The 16,410-nt window shown below is 62.0% G+C and carries 15 protein-coding genes and 1 pseudogene; 11 read left to right on the plus strand and 5 right to left on the minus strand.

Features of this window, described 5'->3' with window-relative positions:
* Nucleotides 1-50 precede the first annotated feature (50 nt).
* The 4 genes from HZR81_RS19190 to istA form a co-directional block, all read right to left on the minus strand.
* Nucleotides 51-527 (minus strand): TIR domain-containing protein, encoded by a 477-nt coding sequence (locus HZR81_RS19190; protein ID WP_012315200.1) that lies wholly within the window; start codon nucleotides 525-527, stop codon nucleotides 51-53.
* 4 nt (nucleotides 528-531) lie between these two features.
* Complete coding sequence (locus HZR81_RS19195; RefSeq protein ID WP_169882282.1) at nucleotides 532-1,089, minus strand: hypothetical protein; 558 nt, start codon at nucleotides 1,087-1,089, stop codon at nucleotides 532-534.
* 116 nt (nucleotides 1,090-1,205) lie between these two features.
* Nucleotides 1,206-1,961 (minus strand): IS21-like element ISPpu7 family helper ATPase IstB, encoded by a 756-nt coding sequence (gene istB, locus HZR81_RS19200; protein WP_003290589.1) that lies wholly within the window; start codon nucleotides 1,959-1,961, stop codon nucleotides 1,206-1,208.
* Between the two features lie 17 nt (nucleotides 1,962-1,978).
* Nucleotides 1,979-3,493: an IS21-like element IS1491 family transposase gene (gene istA / locus HZR81_RS19205; RefSeq protein ID WP_019364253.1), complete on the minus strand. Its 1,515-nt coding sequence runs from the start codon at nucleotides 3,491-3,493 to the stop codon at nucleotides 1,979-1,981.
* Nucleotides 3,494-3,827: 334 nt separating this feature from the next.
* Between istA and HZR81_RS19210 the strand changes: the two genes are divergently transcribed.
* Together HZR81_RS19210 and HZR81_RS19215 are read left to right on the plus strand one after the other, a co-directional pair.
* A complete protein-coding gene (locus tag HZR81_RS19210) occupies nucleotides 3,828-4,799 on the plus strand; it encodes a DNA replication terminus site-binding protein (protein WP_500128985.1) in 972 nt (323 codons plus the stop codon).
* 175 nt (nucleotides 4,800-4,974) lie between these two features.
* Entirely contained in the window at nucleotides 4,975-5,265 is a 291-nt protein-coding gene (locus HZR81_RS19215) for a hypothetical protein (RefSeq protein WP_011077912.1), read from the plus strand.
* Nucleotides 5,266-5,443: 178 nt separating this feature from the next.
* On the opposite strand, the pseudogene HZR81_RS19220 reads toward HZR81_RS19215, so the two are convergent.
* Nucleotides 5,444-5,833 (minus strand): annotated as a pseudogene (locus HZR81_RS19220) (endonuclease); the annotation flags it as partial.
* A 144-nt stretch (nucleotides 5,834-5,977) separates the two neighbouring features.
* Here HZR81_RS19220 and HZR81_RS19225 point away from each other — a divergent pair.
* The 9 genes from HZR81_RS19225 (at nucleotide 5,978) to nuoI (ending at nucleotide 16,390) form a co-directional block, all read left to right on the plus strand.
* The gene (locus HZR81_RS19225; protein ID WP_500128986.1) at nucleotides 5,978-7,048 is read left to right on the plus strand and encodes an RNA-guided endonuclease InsQ/TnpB family protein; all 1,071 of its coding nucleotides are present in this window, start codon (nucleotides 5,978-5,980) and stop codon (nucleotides 7,046-7,048) included.
* Nucleotides 7,049-7,231: 183 nt separating this feature from the next.
* Complete coding sequence (locus HZR81_RS19230) at nucleotides 7,232-7,639, plus strand: NADH-quinone oxidoreductase subunit A (RefSeq protein ID WP_500128987.1); 408 nt, start codon at nucleotides 7,232-7,234, stop codon at nucleotides 7,637-7,639.
* 10 nt (nucleotides 7,640-7,649) lie between these two features.
* Nucleotides 7,650-8,324 (plus strand): NuoB/complex I 20 kDa subunit family protein, encoded by a 675-nt coding sequence (locus HZR81_RS19235; RefSeq protein ID WP_340553455.1) that lies wholly within the window; start codon nucleotides 7,650-7,652, stop codon nucleotides 8,322-8,324.
* 65 nt (nucleotides 8,325-8,389) lie between these two features.
* The gene (nuoC, locus tag HZR81_RS19240; RefSeq protein WP_500128988.1) at nucleotides 8,390-10,171 is read left to right on the plus strand and encodes an NADH-quinone oxidoreductase subunit C/D; all 1,782 of its coding nucleotides are present in this window, start codon (nucleotides 8,390-8,392) and stop codon (nucleotides 10,169-10,171) included.
* A 1-nt stretch (nucleotide 10,172) separates the two neighbouring features.
* Nucleotides 10,173-10,667, plus strand: a complete 495-nt coding sequence (gene nuoE / locus HZR81_RS19245; protein WP_500128989.1) for an NADH-quinone oxidoreductase subunit NuoE — start codon at nucleotides 10,173-10,175, stop codon at nucleotides 10,665-10,667.
* The gene (nuoF, locus tag HZR81_RS19250) at nucleotides 10,664-12,010 is read left to right on the plus strand and encodes an NADH-quinone oxidoreductase subunit NuoF (RefSeq protein WP_500128990.1); all 1,347 of its coding nucleotides are present in this window, start codon (nucleotides 10,664-10,666) and stop codon (nucleotides 12,008-12,010) included. Before nuoE ends, nuoF begins: the two co-directional genes overlap by 4 nt.
* Before the next feature lie 103 nt (nucleotides 12,011-12,113).
* Entirely contained in the window at nucleotides 12,114-14,837 is a 2,724-nt protein-coding gene (gene nuoG, locus HZR81_RS19255) for an NADH-quinone oxidoreductase subunit NuoG (protein ID WP_500128991.1), read from the plus strand.
* The gene (nuoH, locus tag HZR81_RS19260; RefSeq protein WP_500128992.1) at nucleotides 14,834-15,829 is read left to right on the plus strand and encodes an NADH-quinone oxidoreductase subunit NuoH; all 996 of its coding nucleotides are present in this window, start codon (nucleotides 14,834-14,836) and stop codon (nucleotides 15,827-15,829) included. The genes nuoG and nuoH overlap by 4 nt, the downstream gene beginning before the upstream one ends.
* Nucleotides 15,830-15,841: 12 nt before the next feature.
* Nucleotides 15,842-16,390 carry an NADH-quinone oxidoreductase subunit NuoI gene (gene nuoI / locus HZR81_RS19265; RefSeq protein ID WP_500128993.1) on the plus strand — a complete coding sequence of 183 codons (549 nt, stop codon included), beginning with the start codon at nucleotides 15,842-15,844 and terminating at the stop codon, nucleotides 16,388-16,390.
* Nucleotides 16,391-16,410: the final 20 nt, after the last annotated feature.

Raw genomic sequence — 16,410 nt, forward strand, 5'->3', positions numbered from 1 at the left:
AGTAAAGAAAGCCACGTAAGCCTTGCTCCCTTATCTTTAAAGGGGTGCGCTTACGCGCACTCCTTGATGGCAGTTTCAATCCATGCTGGCAGGTTCGCTTTTATAGAACCGTAAGCATCATCTGCCCGGGGGTCGTAAACCCGTGGGCTGTACACCGTTCCGTTAGCCCGCTTGAGCGTCACGTAGTCGAAGGGGTTGAGGCCGTATGCCCCAGTGCCAGCATTTGGACACTTGAGGTTGTGGATACGAACACCAACCACAGGGATGCCCAACTCCCAGGCCTTCATGATCTCGAACTTCACCCATTTGCGTGATGCTGTCTCTTCACCAATCAGTACCACCAGGCAGGTCTTGCGCTTGAGATTCTCGGTGATCCAACGCTTGACCCCCTCCTCCGAACGCTTGATCTCCTCCCAGTGGTTTGGGCTCACGGGTTCATCACCATCGATCACCCCCATGTTGCGAATCTGCTGCACGCGCAACACATCCTTGCCGAAGTGGAAGCTATAAAACACGTTACGCTTCATCGCCTTATACCCCTTCCAGCTTCTTGATGATGGTGAGCACTGCAGCTTCGATGGATTTCGCACCGGCAGCCGGATCGTTCAGATTCTTAAGGCTTTCAGCCAGCCACTGATCATCAGGAGCGTACTTGGCCGGATCAGCCATGACCTTCTCTGCAAGCTCCTTGGCCTTGTACCCCGTAGCACCGATCGGCACCGGAACAACCCCCTGGCGCACAGCAATGTCGAACTCTCGCTCCACACCAGGCGCGCTCACGATCTCCCCGCCTTCAGTCTTGTTGCCGAAGACGAAAAGCGCGATGCCTGAGAGTGCGATCATCCGCTCACGGTATTGCTGCCATAGCACTTTCAGGTCCTGCCCCTGGGAAGCAACCTGCGGGAAGGGCCTCATCACAAGCTGGTCTTCTGAGAACTTCTCAGGGTTGGAGTAGATTGCATCCAGAGCACCGTTGATCACAGCGCTGCCCACCCCCCAGCCGAAGCCGTTCACCACCCGATAACCATGCTTCACCAAACTGGATGAGAGGGAGTGAATGAAATCCAGTGCTTCATCTGCGGATTCCACGCCATCCGGCCACCCAGTCCGCTCTCATCTGGCCAGGCATTCCAGGGCCATCTGGCCACCTGTTCCACGGCCATCCGGCCGGGCAGTCGGAGCGCAGCGACGCAGGGGTGGCATTGTTAGTCCGGGTTGGCTGGCGTCGTCAATTTCTGCGTCCGTTTGCGCATTGATTCACCCTTCAGATTGATCCGGTAAGCGTTGTGCACCAGGCGGTCGAGGATAGCGTCGGCCAGGGTCGGATCGCCGATCAGTTCGTGCCAGTTGTCCACCGGCATCTGGCTGGTAACGATGGTCGAGCGCTGGCCGTAGCGGTCGTCCAGTAGCTCCAGCATGTCGCGCCGCTGTTCGGCGGTGAACGGGGCCAAGCCCCAGTCATCGAGGATCAGCAGGTCGGTCTTGGCGTAGCTGCTCATCAGCTTGGCGAAGCGCCCGTCGCCATGGGCCAGACCCAGTTCTTCCAGCAAACGCGGCAAGCGCAGGTAACGCACGCTGTAGCCTTCTCGGCAGGCCTGGTGGGCCAGGGCGCAGGCCAGCCAGGTTTTACCGACACCGGTGGGGCCGCCGATGATCAGGTTGAGGCCGTCGCGTAGCCACTGGCCGCCGCTCAGTTGCAGGATCAGCGCCTTATCCAGCCCGCGCGGGCTGCGGTAGTCGATGTCTTCGAGGCAGGCGTTGTGCTTGAGCCGGGCCTGGCGCAGGCGGCTGCTCAGGCGCTTGTCGTCGCGTTCAGTCAGCTCGCGGTCGACCAGCAGGCCGAGGCGTTCCTCGAAGCTCAGGCTGTCGATGTCCGGGGTTTTCAGTTGTTCGTTCAGCGCCTTGAGCATGCCGTGCAGGCGCAGGGTTTGCAGCTTGTCCAGGGTCGGATGGGGCAGCATGGTGGGATTCCTTGTGTTCAGTGGTAGTAGCCGGGGCCGCGCAGGTTGGCGTGGTCGTCCGGCAGCAGGGGCAGGTGCTGCTGGGCCAGCGGCAGGTTCTCCAGCCCCTGGCGCAGGATCGATTCGAGGCTCTTGTAGCTGCACGTGCCGAGGCTGATGGCGCGACGGCAGGCCAACTCCAGGCGCACTTCGCCGTGGGTTTTGCCCAGGCGCAGGATGCCCAGGCAGGCCCGGTAGCCCTGCTGCGGATGGATGCGCCGTTCGAGGATGTGCCGGATCACGCCGGCGGTGTTCGGCCCGGTCTGCTCGGCCCAGCGGATCAGCCGTTGTGGCGTCCACTCGGCATGCTCGCGATGGCTCTTGGGCATGTGCTCGGCCTGCGTGCTGTGCCGGCCCTTGTGCATTGAGCGCAGGTGGCTGGCCACTCGCTGGTTGGCGTGGAAACACTCGACGGTGCGCGCCGTCAGGCGCACCTCCAGCTGCTTCTTCACCAGTTGATACGGCACCGAGTAGTAATGCCCATCGACCTCGACGTGGTAGTCGATGTGCACCCGCGCTTTCTTCCACTCGGCGTAGACGTAGGGTTGCTCCGGCAGGGGGCGCAGCGCCGGACGATCCAGGCTGTCGAAGGCCGTCTGGCGCGAGCCCGGCAGCTTCTTGAACGGGCGTTGGTTGAGCCGCTCCAGCAACACGGAGATGGCGCTGTTGAGTTCGTCCAAGGAGAAGAACTGACGGTTGCGCAGGGCCGCGAGGATCCAACGCTCGACCACCTGCACGCCGACTTCGGCCTTGGCCTTGTCGCGCGGTTTGCGTGCCCGCGCCGGCACCACCGCCACTCCGTAGTGCTCGGCAAGGTCGCGGTAGCTGGGGTTGATGTCCGGCTCGTAACGATGGGCCTTGCTCACCGCGCTGCGCAGGTTGTCCGGCACCACGATCTCCGGCACGCCGCCGAGGAAGGCGAAGCAACGGGTATGCGAGCCTAGCCAGTCCGGCAGCTGCTGCGACCAGGTGGCTTCGGCGAAGGTGTAGCTGGACGCGCCGAGCACCGCGACGAACACCTGCGCCTGGCGGATCTCGCCGCTGTGGCGGTCGATAACCGGCACCGTCTGGCCGGCATAGTCGACGAACAGCTTCTCGCCGACGCGGTGCTCCTGACGCATCACCACGTCCAGCTTGCCCTGCCAGGCCCGGTAGTGCTCACAGAACCAGCTGTACTGAAAGCCCTGCGGCTGGCTCAGGCGGTACTCCTGCCAGAGCAGCGCCAGGGTCACCCCGGGGCGGCGCAGTTCGGCATGCACCCATGCCCAATCGGGTAAAGGCCGCTTCTCGCTGGCAACCGCCGGGGCCGGCGGGAACAGTTGCTGCTCCAACTCGGCATCGGACAACGAACAGGGCCAACTGAGACCACTGGCGGCAAAACGATTGAGGTAGTCGCCGACGGTGACACGACCGACCTGCACGCTGACCGCAATCTGGCGAGCTGATAGTCCGACCTCGAACTTGAGACGTAGTACTTCGCGAATCTTACGCATGGATAAACGCTCCACGACGACCTCTCTGCTTCGAAAAAGAGGTCGATGGTAGTGAAGAAATCCTGCGTAGCTGCCTGCCCGGTTGAGTGGCCGGATGGCCGTGGAATCAGTGGCCGGATGCGCGTGGAATGGGTGGCCGGATCAGCGTGGAATCGGTGGTCAGATGCTCATGGAATGGGTGGCCAGATGACCGTGGAATCCGCAATAATACCACCCCTTCAATCGCGAGATCGTTTTCGCACCCTCGGCGTCGCTCCTGGTTAACATGGAGCGGAGGGGGAGGAGGGCATACGGTATAGCCGTAGTGAAGGGGTGGTATTATGAGGAATCCTAGATGACTGACGCAATTGTCTCCGCTTACGAGCGCTTGGTCGAAACCGTTGAGGCTTTCAATGAGAAGTGGCCCGCATTGGTTGTCGGCGGGATGATATGGCGCATCCCGCTCCTCACTGAACAGAGGACGCCATCTCGAATTAACGTCCAGGTACTGACAGGAACTGACGCGATCAAGGCCGCTGTAGAGGCGTTACGCGAGTTTGAGCGCGATCTCGGCCAGGCTCCAGGTACCGTGCTGCGTTTGCCGGGGTACTTTATCCTCTCCGGATCGATACTCGATGAGGGCAGGGCGGTGAACCGCTGCAAGAGCGAGCTGGTGGATGCGATCGAGGCTGAGCGAGTGTTTCGCAACGTTGCCGTCAGCCGCCGTTCCCACATCATGCGCCAGGCCCTGGGGAAAAATTTCTCCCTCAACCAGCTGAAGCGCGCAATCCAGGTTTTTGATGCTGCCCCAAGACAGATCACATTCACCTGGGCCGGTCACACCTCAGGAAAAGAGCGTGTCACTGTTGGCCACGTCCGTGAGGTGCTGCTCGCCGAGGCCCATGAAAAATCTATGGCCACCGGCGAGCCGGTGGTGAATAGCCCCCAGTGGATCGATCTGCGCAGCATTGCGAATATGGCTGAAACCGATATGCTGGATGTGCCAAAGCCCATCGCTCCGCATCCGCGGGCCATGCTGTGGTTTTCCGAGCGCAGCCGGTATGACGCAATGCTGCATGCCAACCTTCCATTCTTCGTACTCGATGGGCAACCCGCTGCAAGGATCGTTGGCCTCAAGAACTTCGATAGAGACTCGCGATCAGTAAAACGACCAGACGTAAAGCAACGGTTGCCGGCACTCCCTGGGGGGCGCTTTTTCGTAGCCTCATCCACTGCGGACCCAGTTGCTCAGGAGCCCGGCGCGCCAGAGACACCTGAGGTGCTATCGACGTACCGAGAGTCAGTAAAAGGCGTCGTTGATCAGTAGACTTACCCTTTATAAACAACAGCTTAGACTTCTTATAATCTTTGTTATGTTAAATTCGGTAGCAGCCTAATAATTAGGATGCGTCCTTTAGCCTCGCGCTTTGATGCTCTACCCAAATAGCTGGTGAACCACGTACGCTCTGCTGAGGCGGCTTGCATTCCGCCAGCTGCCTGAAATGGAGATCGAGAAGATGATGATTGATGGCGTTGAGAAACGAATTGAAGCCGGCGTGAATACGGCCCTGGACATGGTTGAGGTACTGGTTGCAGCTGGCCAGCCCCTCAAAGCTGCGATTGCCACCTCGCGAATACTCACGATGGAAGTTGTCCGCGAGTCTCTGGCAAAGAACCTGGCGAACAAAAGCGGCTCGGTGATTACTCACACCTTGGCCACTACGCCAGCCCATTCTGGTCCGGTACCGGCCCAGCACACTGCAAAAACGAAACAGCATCAGACCGTTGATTGATCATCGAGGCCGGCCGGGAGATCTTCACGATACACCCGGCCAGGCACGCAAAACTCGCTCCCTCACCTCACGCTTCCCGTCAGCACGGGCTGTAACGACCGCACAGCGCCCTGGAGGCTCAGGAAGGGTTAACCTGGCCCTGAAGGCTACAAAACCGCATATCCCCTCCGAACGGCCCTTATCGGCAGTTTCCGGCCCGTTTGAAACCCGCAGCTTCGGCGTCCGCAGCGCTCGCAAACTCTACCCGGTTGCGCGTTCCGACTTTTTCATAGCTCGGACAGCCCACTGGCAGGTGGTAAACATTGCTATTGCGGTTGCCAATCACCGGCGAAAGCGAGCTGGAGGCGTATCCACCAGATACCTGGTGCTGAACTGGTTCGCTCCGAATGGCCTGTGCCATTGTGCCCGCTCCCTTCACTCGCATACCGAGATTCCAGGATCTTTCACCTGTTACGAATGGGTTGCTATGCCCCATTACTCTGGCGATCCGCCGGTCACGCTCCTGTTCCCACGCGCTCACCGGGTATTGACGATCCCAGGCCATCAGCAACTGCTGTTGTGCTCTGCTGGGCTTTTTGCTGTCTTGCCGCGATGAGAAAGTCACCACCTACGCGAGAAGCCTCGGGGTTTAGCCCGAGGTCGAGAGCGTGGGTCGCGCAGCGACCCCTGTAGGGGTGTTGAAATCCTCCGCGACACTGTATATAAAAACAGCATGAAGCACACCAAGACTCTCAAGTTACGCATCAAGGACAAGCACGCGAAAACGCTGCTTGCGATGGCGCGTGAGGTTAATCTGGTGTGGAACTATTGCAACGAAACCAGCCATCGCGCCATACGGGATAAAAGCCAGTGGCTCTCAGGATTCGACCTGCAGAAGTTGACCAACGGCTTGAGTAAATGCGACGGCATCCTCATTGGCTCACCGACCGTGCAACAGGTGTGTGAGGACTACGCCAAAGCCCGCAAACAGTTCAAGCGGTCCAGGCTCCGCTGGCGTGTTTCCAGCAGGCAGTCCAGCAAATACAGCCTGGGCTGGGTGCCGTTCAAGGCTCGCGCCTTGCAGTACAAAAACGGCCAGATTCAGTTTGCCGGCCTCAAGCTTGGACTTTGGGACAGCTACGGCCTGAGCCAATACGCCCTTCGGGCTGGCAGCTTCAGCGAAGATTCGCGTGGCCGCTGGTATCTCAATATCTGCGTCCAGGTTGAGCAGCAGATGCCCACCGGAACGGCTGCGGTAGGCATTGATCTGGGCCTGAAGGCGGCTGCCACGACCTCGGAGGGAGAGGTACTGGTGGGTCGCCAGTACCGCGCCCTGGAGCAGAAGCTGGGCATTGCTCAGAGAGCCGGCAAGAAGGCGCGTGTTCGCGCCCTCCACGACAAGATCAAGAATCAGCGCAAGGATGGCCAGCACAAATTCTCCACTGCGCTGGTTGAGCGCAGCGCCGCTATTTTCGTGGGCGACGTAGCGAGCGGAAAACTCGTCAGGACCAAGATGGCCAAATCCACGCTCGATGCGGGATGGTGCCAACTGAAAACCATGCTGGAGCAGAAATGCCATCGGGCAGGCGTGGTTTTTGAGGTTGTGAACGAGCGCTATACCACCCAAGCCTGTTCGTGCTGCGGAAGCATTTCCGCCAGTAGTCCGAAAGGTAGAGCCGGCTTGCGAATAAGGGAATGGACCTGCGTGGACTGCGGTACAGCCCACGACCGCGATGTGAACGCGGCCCGGAACATCCTCGCGGCGGGACTTCGCCGTCTAGCTGTAGGAATCCCCGCTCTTTAGGGTGGGGAGGAAGTCAATGTTTTTTCTTGCTTTTGATCAACGCGGGGGAAATATATCGACAAGTTTCATGAGGAAACATGTACTTATTTTTTTATTGCCCTAGAATGTCAGACCATCAAGAGCTTGCGACGCATCGTCACATCGACAAGCACCATAACAAGCCGGTCCGACAAGGAGTCCGGTATGCCTGATGTATCCCTGTCCCACAACTGGGGCTTTGCGGTCTTTCTCCTGGGCGTCGCAGCGCTGTGCGCCTTCATGCTCGGCGTGTCCAGCCTGCTTGGCAGCAAGGCCTGGGGCCGCGCCAAGAACGAACCCTTCGAATCCGGCATTCTCCCCACGGGCAACGCGCGGCTGCGTTTCTCCGCAAAATTCTATCTGGTCGCGATACTTTTCGTGATCTTCGACGTTGAAGCCCTGTTTCTCTTCGCCTGGGCGGTCTCGGTGCGCGAAAGCGGCTGGACCGGCCTTGTCGGCGCTACCGTTTTCATAACAATTCTGTTCGCGGGTCTTGTCTACGAGGCCTCGACAGGTGCACTTGACTGGTCACCTGAAGGGCGCCGCAAGCGGCAAGCGAGGCTGAAACAATGAGGCTCTTCACATGCAATACAAACTTACCCGGATCGATCCGGATGCGGTCAATGACCGTTATCCGATCGGCCAGCAGGAGACTGTTGCCGATCCATTAGAAGACCAGGTTCATCGCAACATCTACATGGGCAAGCTGGAAGACGTGCTGAGTGGCGCGGTCAACTGGGGGCGCAAGAATTCCCTCTGGCCGTACAACTTCGGCCTGTCGTGCTGCTATGTGGAGATGACCACGGCCTTCACCGCTCCCCATGACATCGCCCGCTTCGGTGCCGAGGTGATTCGCGCCTCGCCGCGCCAGGCCGACTTCATGGTCATCGCCGGCACCTGCTTCATCAAGATGGCGCCCGTCATCCAGCGCCTGTACGAACAGATGCTCGAACCCAAGTGGGTCATCTCCATGGGTTCGTGCGCCAACTCCGGTGGTATGTACGACATCTACTCGGTCGTTCAGGGGGTCGACAAGTTCCTCCCCGTGGACGTGTACATACCCGGCTGCCCGCCCCGCCCCGAGGCGTTCCTGCAAGGCTTGCAACTGCTGCAGGAATCCATCGGCAAGGAGCGCCGCCCGCTTTCCTGGGTCGTCGGTGATCAAGGCGTCTATCGCGCCGAGATGCCGTCGCAGAAAGAACAGCGACGCGAACAGCGTATCCAGGTCACCAACCTGCGCAGCCCCGACGACGTGTGAATTTCGGCTTTCCCGACCGGAAGGCCTTCGCACACCCAAACGTTGACCGAAAAGCGACCGAGATCATGACTGCAGGCAATGCGCTGTATATCCCGCCCTACAAGGCTGACGACCAGGATATTGTCGTCGAACTGAACGCGCGCTTCGGCGCCGAAACCTTCATGCTGCAACCCAGCCTGACCGGCATGCCGGTGCTCTGGGTGCCCCGCGAAAAGCTCATCGAGGTGCTGGGCTTCCTGCGCCAGGTCAGCAAGCCCTATGTGATGCTCTACGACCTGAGCGCCACCGACGAGCGCCTGCGCACCCAGCGTCGTGGCCTGCCCGCCGCCGATTTCAGCGTGTTCTATCACCTGATGTCGCTGGAGCGTAACAGCGACGTGATGATCAAGGTCGCGCTCAACGAAGGCGATCTCAACCTGCCGACCGCCGTCTCCGTCTGGCCGAACGCCAACTGGTACGAACGCGAAATCTGGGACATGTTCGGCGTCACCTTCGCGGGCCATCCGTTCCTCACCCGCATGCTGATGCCACCCACCTGGGAAGGCCATCCGCTACGCAAGGACTACCCGGCGCGCGCCACCGAGTTCGATCCCTACAGTCTGACCGCCGCCAAGCAGGACCTGGAACAGGAAGCCCTGCGCTTCAAGCCCGAGGACTGGGGCATGAAACGCGGCAGCGAGCACGAGGACTACATGTTCCTCAACCTCGGCCCGAACCACCCCTCGGCCCACGGCGCCTTCCGCATCATCCTGCAGCTGGACGGCGAGGAAATCCTCGATTGCGTGCCGGAAATCGGCTACCACCATCGCGGCGCCGAGAAGATGGCCGAGCGCCAGAGCTGGCACAGCTTCATCCCCTACACCGACCGCATCGACTACCTGGGCGGGGTGATGAACAACCTGCCCTACGTGCTGGCCGTGGAGAAACTGGCCGGCATCACCGTGCCGTCGCGCGTCGACTTTATCCGCGTAATGATGGCCGAGTTCTTCCGCATCCAGAACCACCTGCTGTATCTGGGCACCTACATCCAGGACGTCGGCGCAATGACCCCGGTGTTCTTCACCTTCACCGACCGCCAGCGCGCCTACCAGGTGATCGAGGCCATCACCGGTTTCCGCATGCACCCGGCCTGGTACCGCATCGGTGGCGTCGCCCACGACCTGCCGCGCGGCTGGGACAAACTGGTGCGCGAATTCCTCGACTGGATGCCCAAGCGCCTCAACGAGTACGAAAAGGCCGCGCTGAAGAACAGCATCCTGATCGGGCGTACCAAGGGCGTGGCCGCCTACAACACCAAGGAAGCGCTGGAATGGGGCACCACCGGCGCCGGCCTGCGCGCCACCGGCTGCGACTTCGACATTCGCAAGGCACGCCCCTACTCCGGCTACCAGCATTTCGATTTCGAAGTGCCGCTGGCGGTCAACGGCGACGCCTATGACCGTTGCATGGTCAAGATGGGCGAGATGCGCGAGAGCCTGAAGATCATCGAGCAGTGCCTCAAGCACATGCCCGAAGGCCCCTACAAGGCCGATCACCCGCTGACCACACCGCCGCCGAAAGAGCGCACGCTGCAGCACATCGAAACCCTGATCACGCACTTCCTGCAGGTCTCCTGGGGTCCTGTGATGCCGGCCAACGAGAGCTTCCAGATGATCGAAGCGACCAAGGGCATCAACAGCTACTACCTGACCAGCGACGGCAGCACCATGAGCTACCGCACGCGCATCCGCACGCCCAGTTTCCCGCATCTGCAGCAGATCCCCTCGGTGATTCGCGGCAGCATGATCCCGGACCTGATCGCCTACCTGGGCAGCATCGATTTCGTTATGGCCGACGTGGACCGCTGATATGAGCACTCTGATCAAGACTGACCGTTTCGTCCTCAGCGAAACCGAACGCTCGGCCATCGAGCACGAGATGCACCATTACGAAGACCCGCGCGCGGCGTCTATCGAAGCCCTGAAGATCGTGCAGAAGCAGCGTGGCTGGGTGCCGGATGGCGCCTGCGATGCCATCAGCGAGATTCTCGGTATCCCCGCCAGCGACATCGAAGGCGTGGCCACCTTCTACAGCCAGATTTTCCGCCAGCCGGTGGGCCGCCACATCATCCGCGTCTGCGACAGCATGACCTGCTATATCGGCGGCCACGAGAATGTGCTCGACAGCATCAAGCAAGAGATCGGCATCGAGCCCGGCCAGACCACCGCCGACAACCGCTTCACCCTGATTCCGGTGTGCTGCCTGGGTAACTGCGACAAGGCCCCAGCGCTGATGATCGATGACGATACCTACGGCGATGTGCCTGCCAATGGCGTCGCCGCGCTGCTGGAGGCCTATCCATGAGCGTCATCAAGCAACTGGCATCCTTCGGTCCGGCCAACCGCATCGAACGTCACGAAGAAACCCATCCGATGACCTGGCGTCTGCGCGACGACGGCCAGCCGGTATGGCTCGACGAATACCGCCAGAAGAACGGCTACGCCGCGCTGCGCAAGGCCCTGGCCGAGATGGCCCAGGCCGACATCGTGCAGACGGTCAGGGATTCCGGTCTCAAGGGGCGTGGCGGCGCCGGCTTTCCCACCGGCGTCAAGTGGGGCCTGATGCCCAGCGACGAGTCCATGAACATCCGCTACCTGCTGTGCAACGCGGATGAAATGGAACCCAACACCTGGAAGGACCGGCTGCTGATGGAGCAGCTGCCGCACCTGCTGATCGAAGGCATGATCATCAGCGCGCGCGCGCTCAAGGCCTACCGTGGCTATATCTTCCTGCGCGGCGAATACGTCGATGCGGCGCGCATCCTCAACCGTGCCATCGACGAAGCCAAGGCCGCAGGCCTCCTGGGCAGCAACATCCTGGGCAGCGGCTTCGATTTCGAGCTGTTCGTCCACACCGGCGCCGGGCGCTATATCTGTGGCGAAGAAACCGCGCTGATCAACTCGCTGGAAGGCCGCCGCGCCAACCCGCGCGCCAAGCCGCCGTTCCCGGCTGCGGTGGGCGTCTGGGGCAAGCCGACCTGCGTCAACAACGTCGAGACCCTGTGCAACGTGCCGGCGATCATCGGCAACGGCGTGGCCTGGTACAAATCCCTGGCGCGCGCCGGCAGCGAAGACCACGGCAGCAAGCTGATGGGCTTCTCCGGCAAGGTGAAGAATCCCGGCATCTGGGAACTGCCCTTCGGCATCAGCGCCCGCGAGTTGTTCGAGGACTATGCCGGCGGCATGAAGGATGGCTACACGCTCAAATGCTGGCAGCCTGGCGGGGCCGGCACCGGCTTTCTGCTGCCCGAGCACCTGGAGGCACAGATGTACGCCGGCGGCGTCGCCAAATTCGGCACGCGCATGGGTACCGGTCTGGCGTTGGCCGTGGACCACAGCATCAACATGGTCTCGCTGCTGCGCAATATGGAAGAGTTCTTCGCCCGCGAATCCTGCGGCTGGTGTACGCCGTGCCGCGACGGCCTGCCCTGGAGCGTAAAGACCCTGCGTGCGCTGGAGCGCGGCCAGGGTACACCCCAGGACCTCGACATCCTGCTGCAACTGGTGGACTTCCTCGGCCCCGGCAAGACCTTCTGTGCCCACGCGCCCGGCGCAGTGGAGCCGCTGGGCGCCGCGATCAAGTATTTCCGCCATGAGTTCGAGGCGGGCGTTGCCCAGGCGACAGCCACGCCCCCACAGCCGGCATAACGAATTGAACGACGCCGAAGGCCGAGCCCGGCCCAGTCTTCGGCCTCAAGCAAAAAGATTTCCTATTAGCCAGACCCGCGCAAGCGGATGAGAAGACCTAGAAATGGCCACTATCCACGTAGACGGCAAAGACTACGAAGTCGATGGGGCGGACAACCTGTTACAGGCCTGTCTGTCACTCGGCCTCGATGTTCCCTATTTCTGCTGGCACCCGGCGCTGGGCAGCGTCGGCGCCTGCCGCCAGTGCGCGGTCAAGCAGTACAGCGACGAGAACGACACGCGCGGGCGGCTGGTCATGTCCTGCATGACGCCGGCCACCGACAACAGCTGGATCTCCATCGACGACGAGGAGGCCAAGGCCTTCCGCGCCAGCGTCGTCGAGTGGCTGATGCTCAATCACCCGCACGACTGCCCGGTGTGCGAGGAAGGCGGTCATTGCCATCTGCAGGACATGACGGTGATGACCGGCCACAACAAGCGCCGCTACCGCTTCACCAAACGCACCCACCAGAACCAGGAACTCGGCCCCTTCATCGCTCATGAGATGAACCGCTGCATCGCCTGCTACCGCTGCACGCGCTACTACAAGGATTACGCTGGCGGTACCGACCTGGGCGTGTTCGGCACCCACGACAACGTCTACTTCGGTCGTGTTGAAGACGGCGTGCTGGAAAGCGAGTTCTCCGGCAACCTCACCGAGGTCTGCCCCACCGGCGTCTTCACCGACAAGACCCACTCCGAGCGCTACAACCGCAAGTGGGACATGCAGTTCGCCCCCAGCATCTGCCACGGCTGCTCGCTTGGCTGCAATATCAGCCCCGGCGAACGCTACGGCGAGATCCGCCGTATCGAAAACCGCTTCAATGGTGAGGTGAACCACTATTTTCTCTGCGATCGCGGTCGCTTCGGCTACGGCTACGTCAACCGCGACGACCGCCCGCGCCAGCCGCTGCTGAGCGGTGACACCCTGGGCGTCGATGCCGCCCTCGACGCCGCCGCCGAGCTGCTCAAGGGCAAGCGCCTGATCGGCATCGGCTCGCCGCGCGCCAGCCTGGAAAGCAACCACGCCCTGCGCGAACTGGTCGGCAGGGACAATTTCTACAGCGGCATCGCCGCCGCCGAGCTGGAAAACCTGCTGCTGATCCGCGACATCCTGCGCAACGGCCCGCTGCCGGTGCCCACGCTGCGCGATATCGAAAGCCACGACGCGGTGTTCGTCCTTGGCGAAGACCTGACCCAGACTGCCGCACGCATGGCGCTGGCCCTGCGCCAGTCGGTTAAGGGCCGCGCCACCGAGATCGCCGCCCAGGCGAAGATTCCCGACTGGCATCAGGCGGCGGTGCAGAACGTCGCGCAGGACGCCCGCAGTCCATTGTTCATTGCCAGCGTCACCGCTACCCGCCTCGACGATATCGCCGAGGAATGCGTGCAGGCCGCACCCGAGGATCTGGCCCGCCTCGGCTTCGCCGTCGCCCACGCCATCGACCCCGGCGCCCCGGCAGTGACCGGCCTCGAAGCCGGCGCCGCGCAGCTGGCGCAACGCATCGCCACCGCCCTGCTGGCTGGCAAGCGTCCGTTGATCGTCTCCGGCGCCTCCCTGGGCTTCCGCGCCCTGATCGAAGCGGCGGCGAACATCGCCCAGGCCCTGAAGAACCGCGAGAAAAACGCGTCCATCAGCCTGATCGTGCCTGAAGCCAACAGCATGGGCCTGGCCCTGATGCTCGAAGGCGAAAGCCGTGACCATTCCGCAGACGCCGCCTTGCGCGAACTCGACGCAGGCACCGCCAACGCCGTACTGGTGCTGGAAAACGACCTCTACCGCCGCGCCGAGCGCAGCCAGGTGGATGCCGCATTGACCGCGGCAGAAATCGTGATCGTTGCCGATCACCAGCGTACTGAAACCAGTGCCAAGGCCCATCTACTGCTGCCGGTGGCCAGCTTCGCCGAAGCCGACGGCACCCTGGTCAGCCAGGAAGGGCGTGCGCAACGCTTCTTCCAGGTGTTCGAACCCAGCTACTACGACGGCAAGATTCTCGTGCGCGAAGGCTGGCGCTGGCTGCACGCCCTGCACTGCACCCTGCAGGGCAAGGCCGTGGACTGGACCGATCTGGACCAGGCCAGCGCCGCCTGCGCCGCCGCCAACCCGTCACTGGCCGCCATCGTCGAGGCCGCGCCGCTGGCCTCGTTCCGCATCAAGGGCCTCAAGCTGGCGCGTCAGCCGCTGCGCTACAGCGGTCGCACCGCCATGCGCGCCAACATCAGCGTGCACGAGCCACGTCAGCCGCAGGATCAGGATTCGCCCTTCGCCTACTCCATGGAAGGCTATGGCGGCACCGTCGAGAACCGCCAGCAGGTGCCCTTCGCCTGGTCGCCCGGCTGGAACTCGCCACAGGCCTGGAACAAGCTCCAGGACGAAGTGGGCGGTCATCTGCGCGCGGGCGATCCCGGCGTTCGCCTGATCCAGGCCGGCACTGCGGAACTGCCATGGTTTGCCGCCAATGCCGCCACGGCGCCTCGTCCCGGCCAGTGGCAGGCGGTGCCGCTGCATCACCTGTTCGGCAGTGACGAAACCTCTGCACTCGCCGCGCCGATCCAGCAACGCATTCCCGCACCCTATGTGGCCCTTGGCGAAGAAGAGGCGCAGCGTCTGGCACTGACCGAAGGCATGTTGCTCGGCCTTGAGGTCAAGGGTCAGACCCTGCGTCTGCCGTTGCGCATCCTGCCCGAACTGGCTGACGGCCTGGTCGGCTTGCCGGTCGGTCTGGCCGGCATTCCGGCAGTGATCGCCGGCGCCGCGGTTACTGCACTGAAGGAGATCACGGCATGAGCTGGCTGACGCCCGAAATCCTCGACGTGATCATTCAGGTGATCAAATCCCTCGTCATCATGCTGGCAGTGGTGGTTGCCGGGGCGCTGCTGAGCTTCGTCGAACGGCGCTTGCTGGGCTGGTGGCAGGACCGCCACGGCCCCAACCGGGTCGGGCCGTTCGGCATGTTCCAGCTCGCTGCCGACATGCTGAAGATGTTCTTCAAGGAAGACTGGAACCCGCCGTTCTCCGACCGCCTGATCTTCACCCTGGCACCGGTGGTGGCGATGGGCTCGCTGCTGATCGCCTTCGCCATCGTGCCGATCACGCCGACCTGGGGCGTGGCGGACCTGAACATCGGTCTGCTGTTCTTCTTCGCCATGGCCGGCCTTACGGTGTATGCGGTGCTGTTCGCCGGTTGGGCGAGCAACAACAAGTTCGCCCTGCTCGGCGCCCTGCGCGCCTCGGCGCAGACGGTGTCCTACGAGGTGTTCCTCGGCCTGTCGCTGATGGGCATCGTCGCCCAGGTCGGCTCGTTCAACATGCGCGATATCGTCGACTACCAGCAGCAGAACCTGTGGTTCATCATTCCGCAGTTCTTCGGTTTCTGTACCTTCTTCATCGCTGGCGTCGCGGTCACCCACCGCCACCCCTTCGACCAGCCGGAAGCCGAGCAGGAATTGGCCGACGGCTATCACGTCGAATATGCCGGAATGAAATGGGGCATGTTCTTCGTCGGCGAATACATCGGTATCGTGACCATCTCGGCGCTGTTGACCACGCTGTTCTTCGGTGGCTGGCACGGGCCCTTCCTCGACACCCTGCCCTGGCTGTCGTTCTTCTGGTTCGCGCTCAAGACCGGCTTCTTCATCATGATCTTCATCCTGCTGCGAGCGTCCATCCCCCGGCCACGCTACGACCAGGTAATGTCCTTCGGCTGGAAATTCTGCCTGCCGCTGACCCTGATCAACCTGCTGGTGACCGGCGCACTCGTGCTGGCCGCGGCCCAGTAAGGAGAAAACAGCATGTTCAAATACATTGGCGCGGTGCTGCACGGCACCTACACCCAGTTGCGCAGCCTGGTGATGGTCTTCAGCCACGGCTTTCGCAAGCGCGACACCCTGCAATACCCGGAAGAAGCGGTCTATCTGCCGCCGCGCTATCGCGGTCGCATCGTCCTGACCCGCGACCCCGACGGCGAAGAGCGCTGCGTGGCCTGCAACCTCTGCGCGGTGGCCTGCCCGGTGGGCTGCATCTCGCTGCAAAAGGCCGAGACCGAGGAAGGTCGCTGGTATCCGGAATTCTTCCGCATCAACTTCTCGCGCTGCATTTTCTGCGGCCTCTGCGAGGAAGCCTGCCCGACCAACGCCATCCAGCTCACCCCGGATTTCGAGATGGGCGAATACAAGCGCCAGGACCTGGTGTACGAGAAGGAAGACCTGCTGATTTCCGGCCCCGGCAAGTACCCGGACTACAACTTCTACCGTGTCTCGGGCCTGGCCATCGCCGGCAAGCCCAAGGGCGCCGCGCAGAACGAGGCCGAGCCGATCAACGTCAAGGGGTTGCTGCCATGAGCCCATGCCGATTCGCAGAT

The organism is Pseudomonas sp. LM13 (assembly GCF_041381355.1).
Classification (GTDB): Bacteria; Pseudomonadota; Gammaproteobacteria; order Pseudomonadales; family Pseudomonadaceae; genus Stutzerimonas; species Stutzerimonas frequens.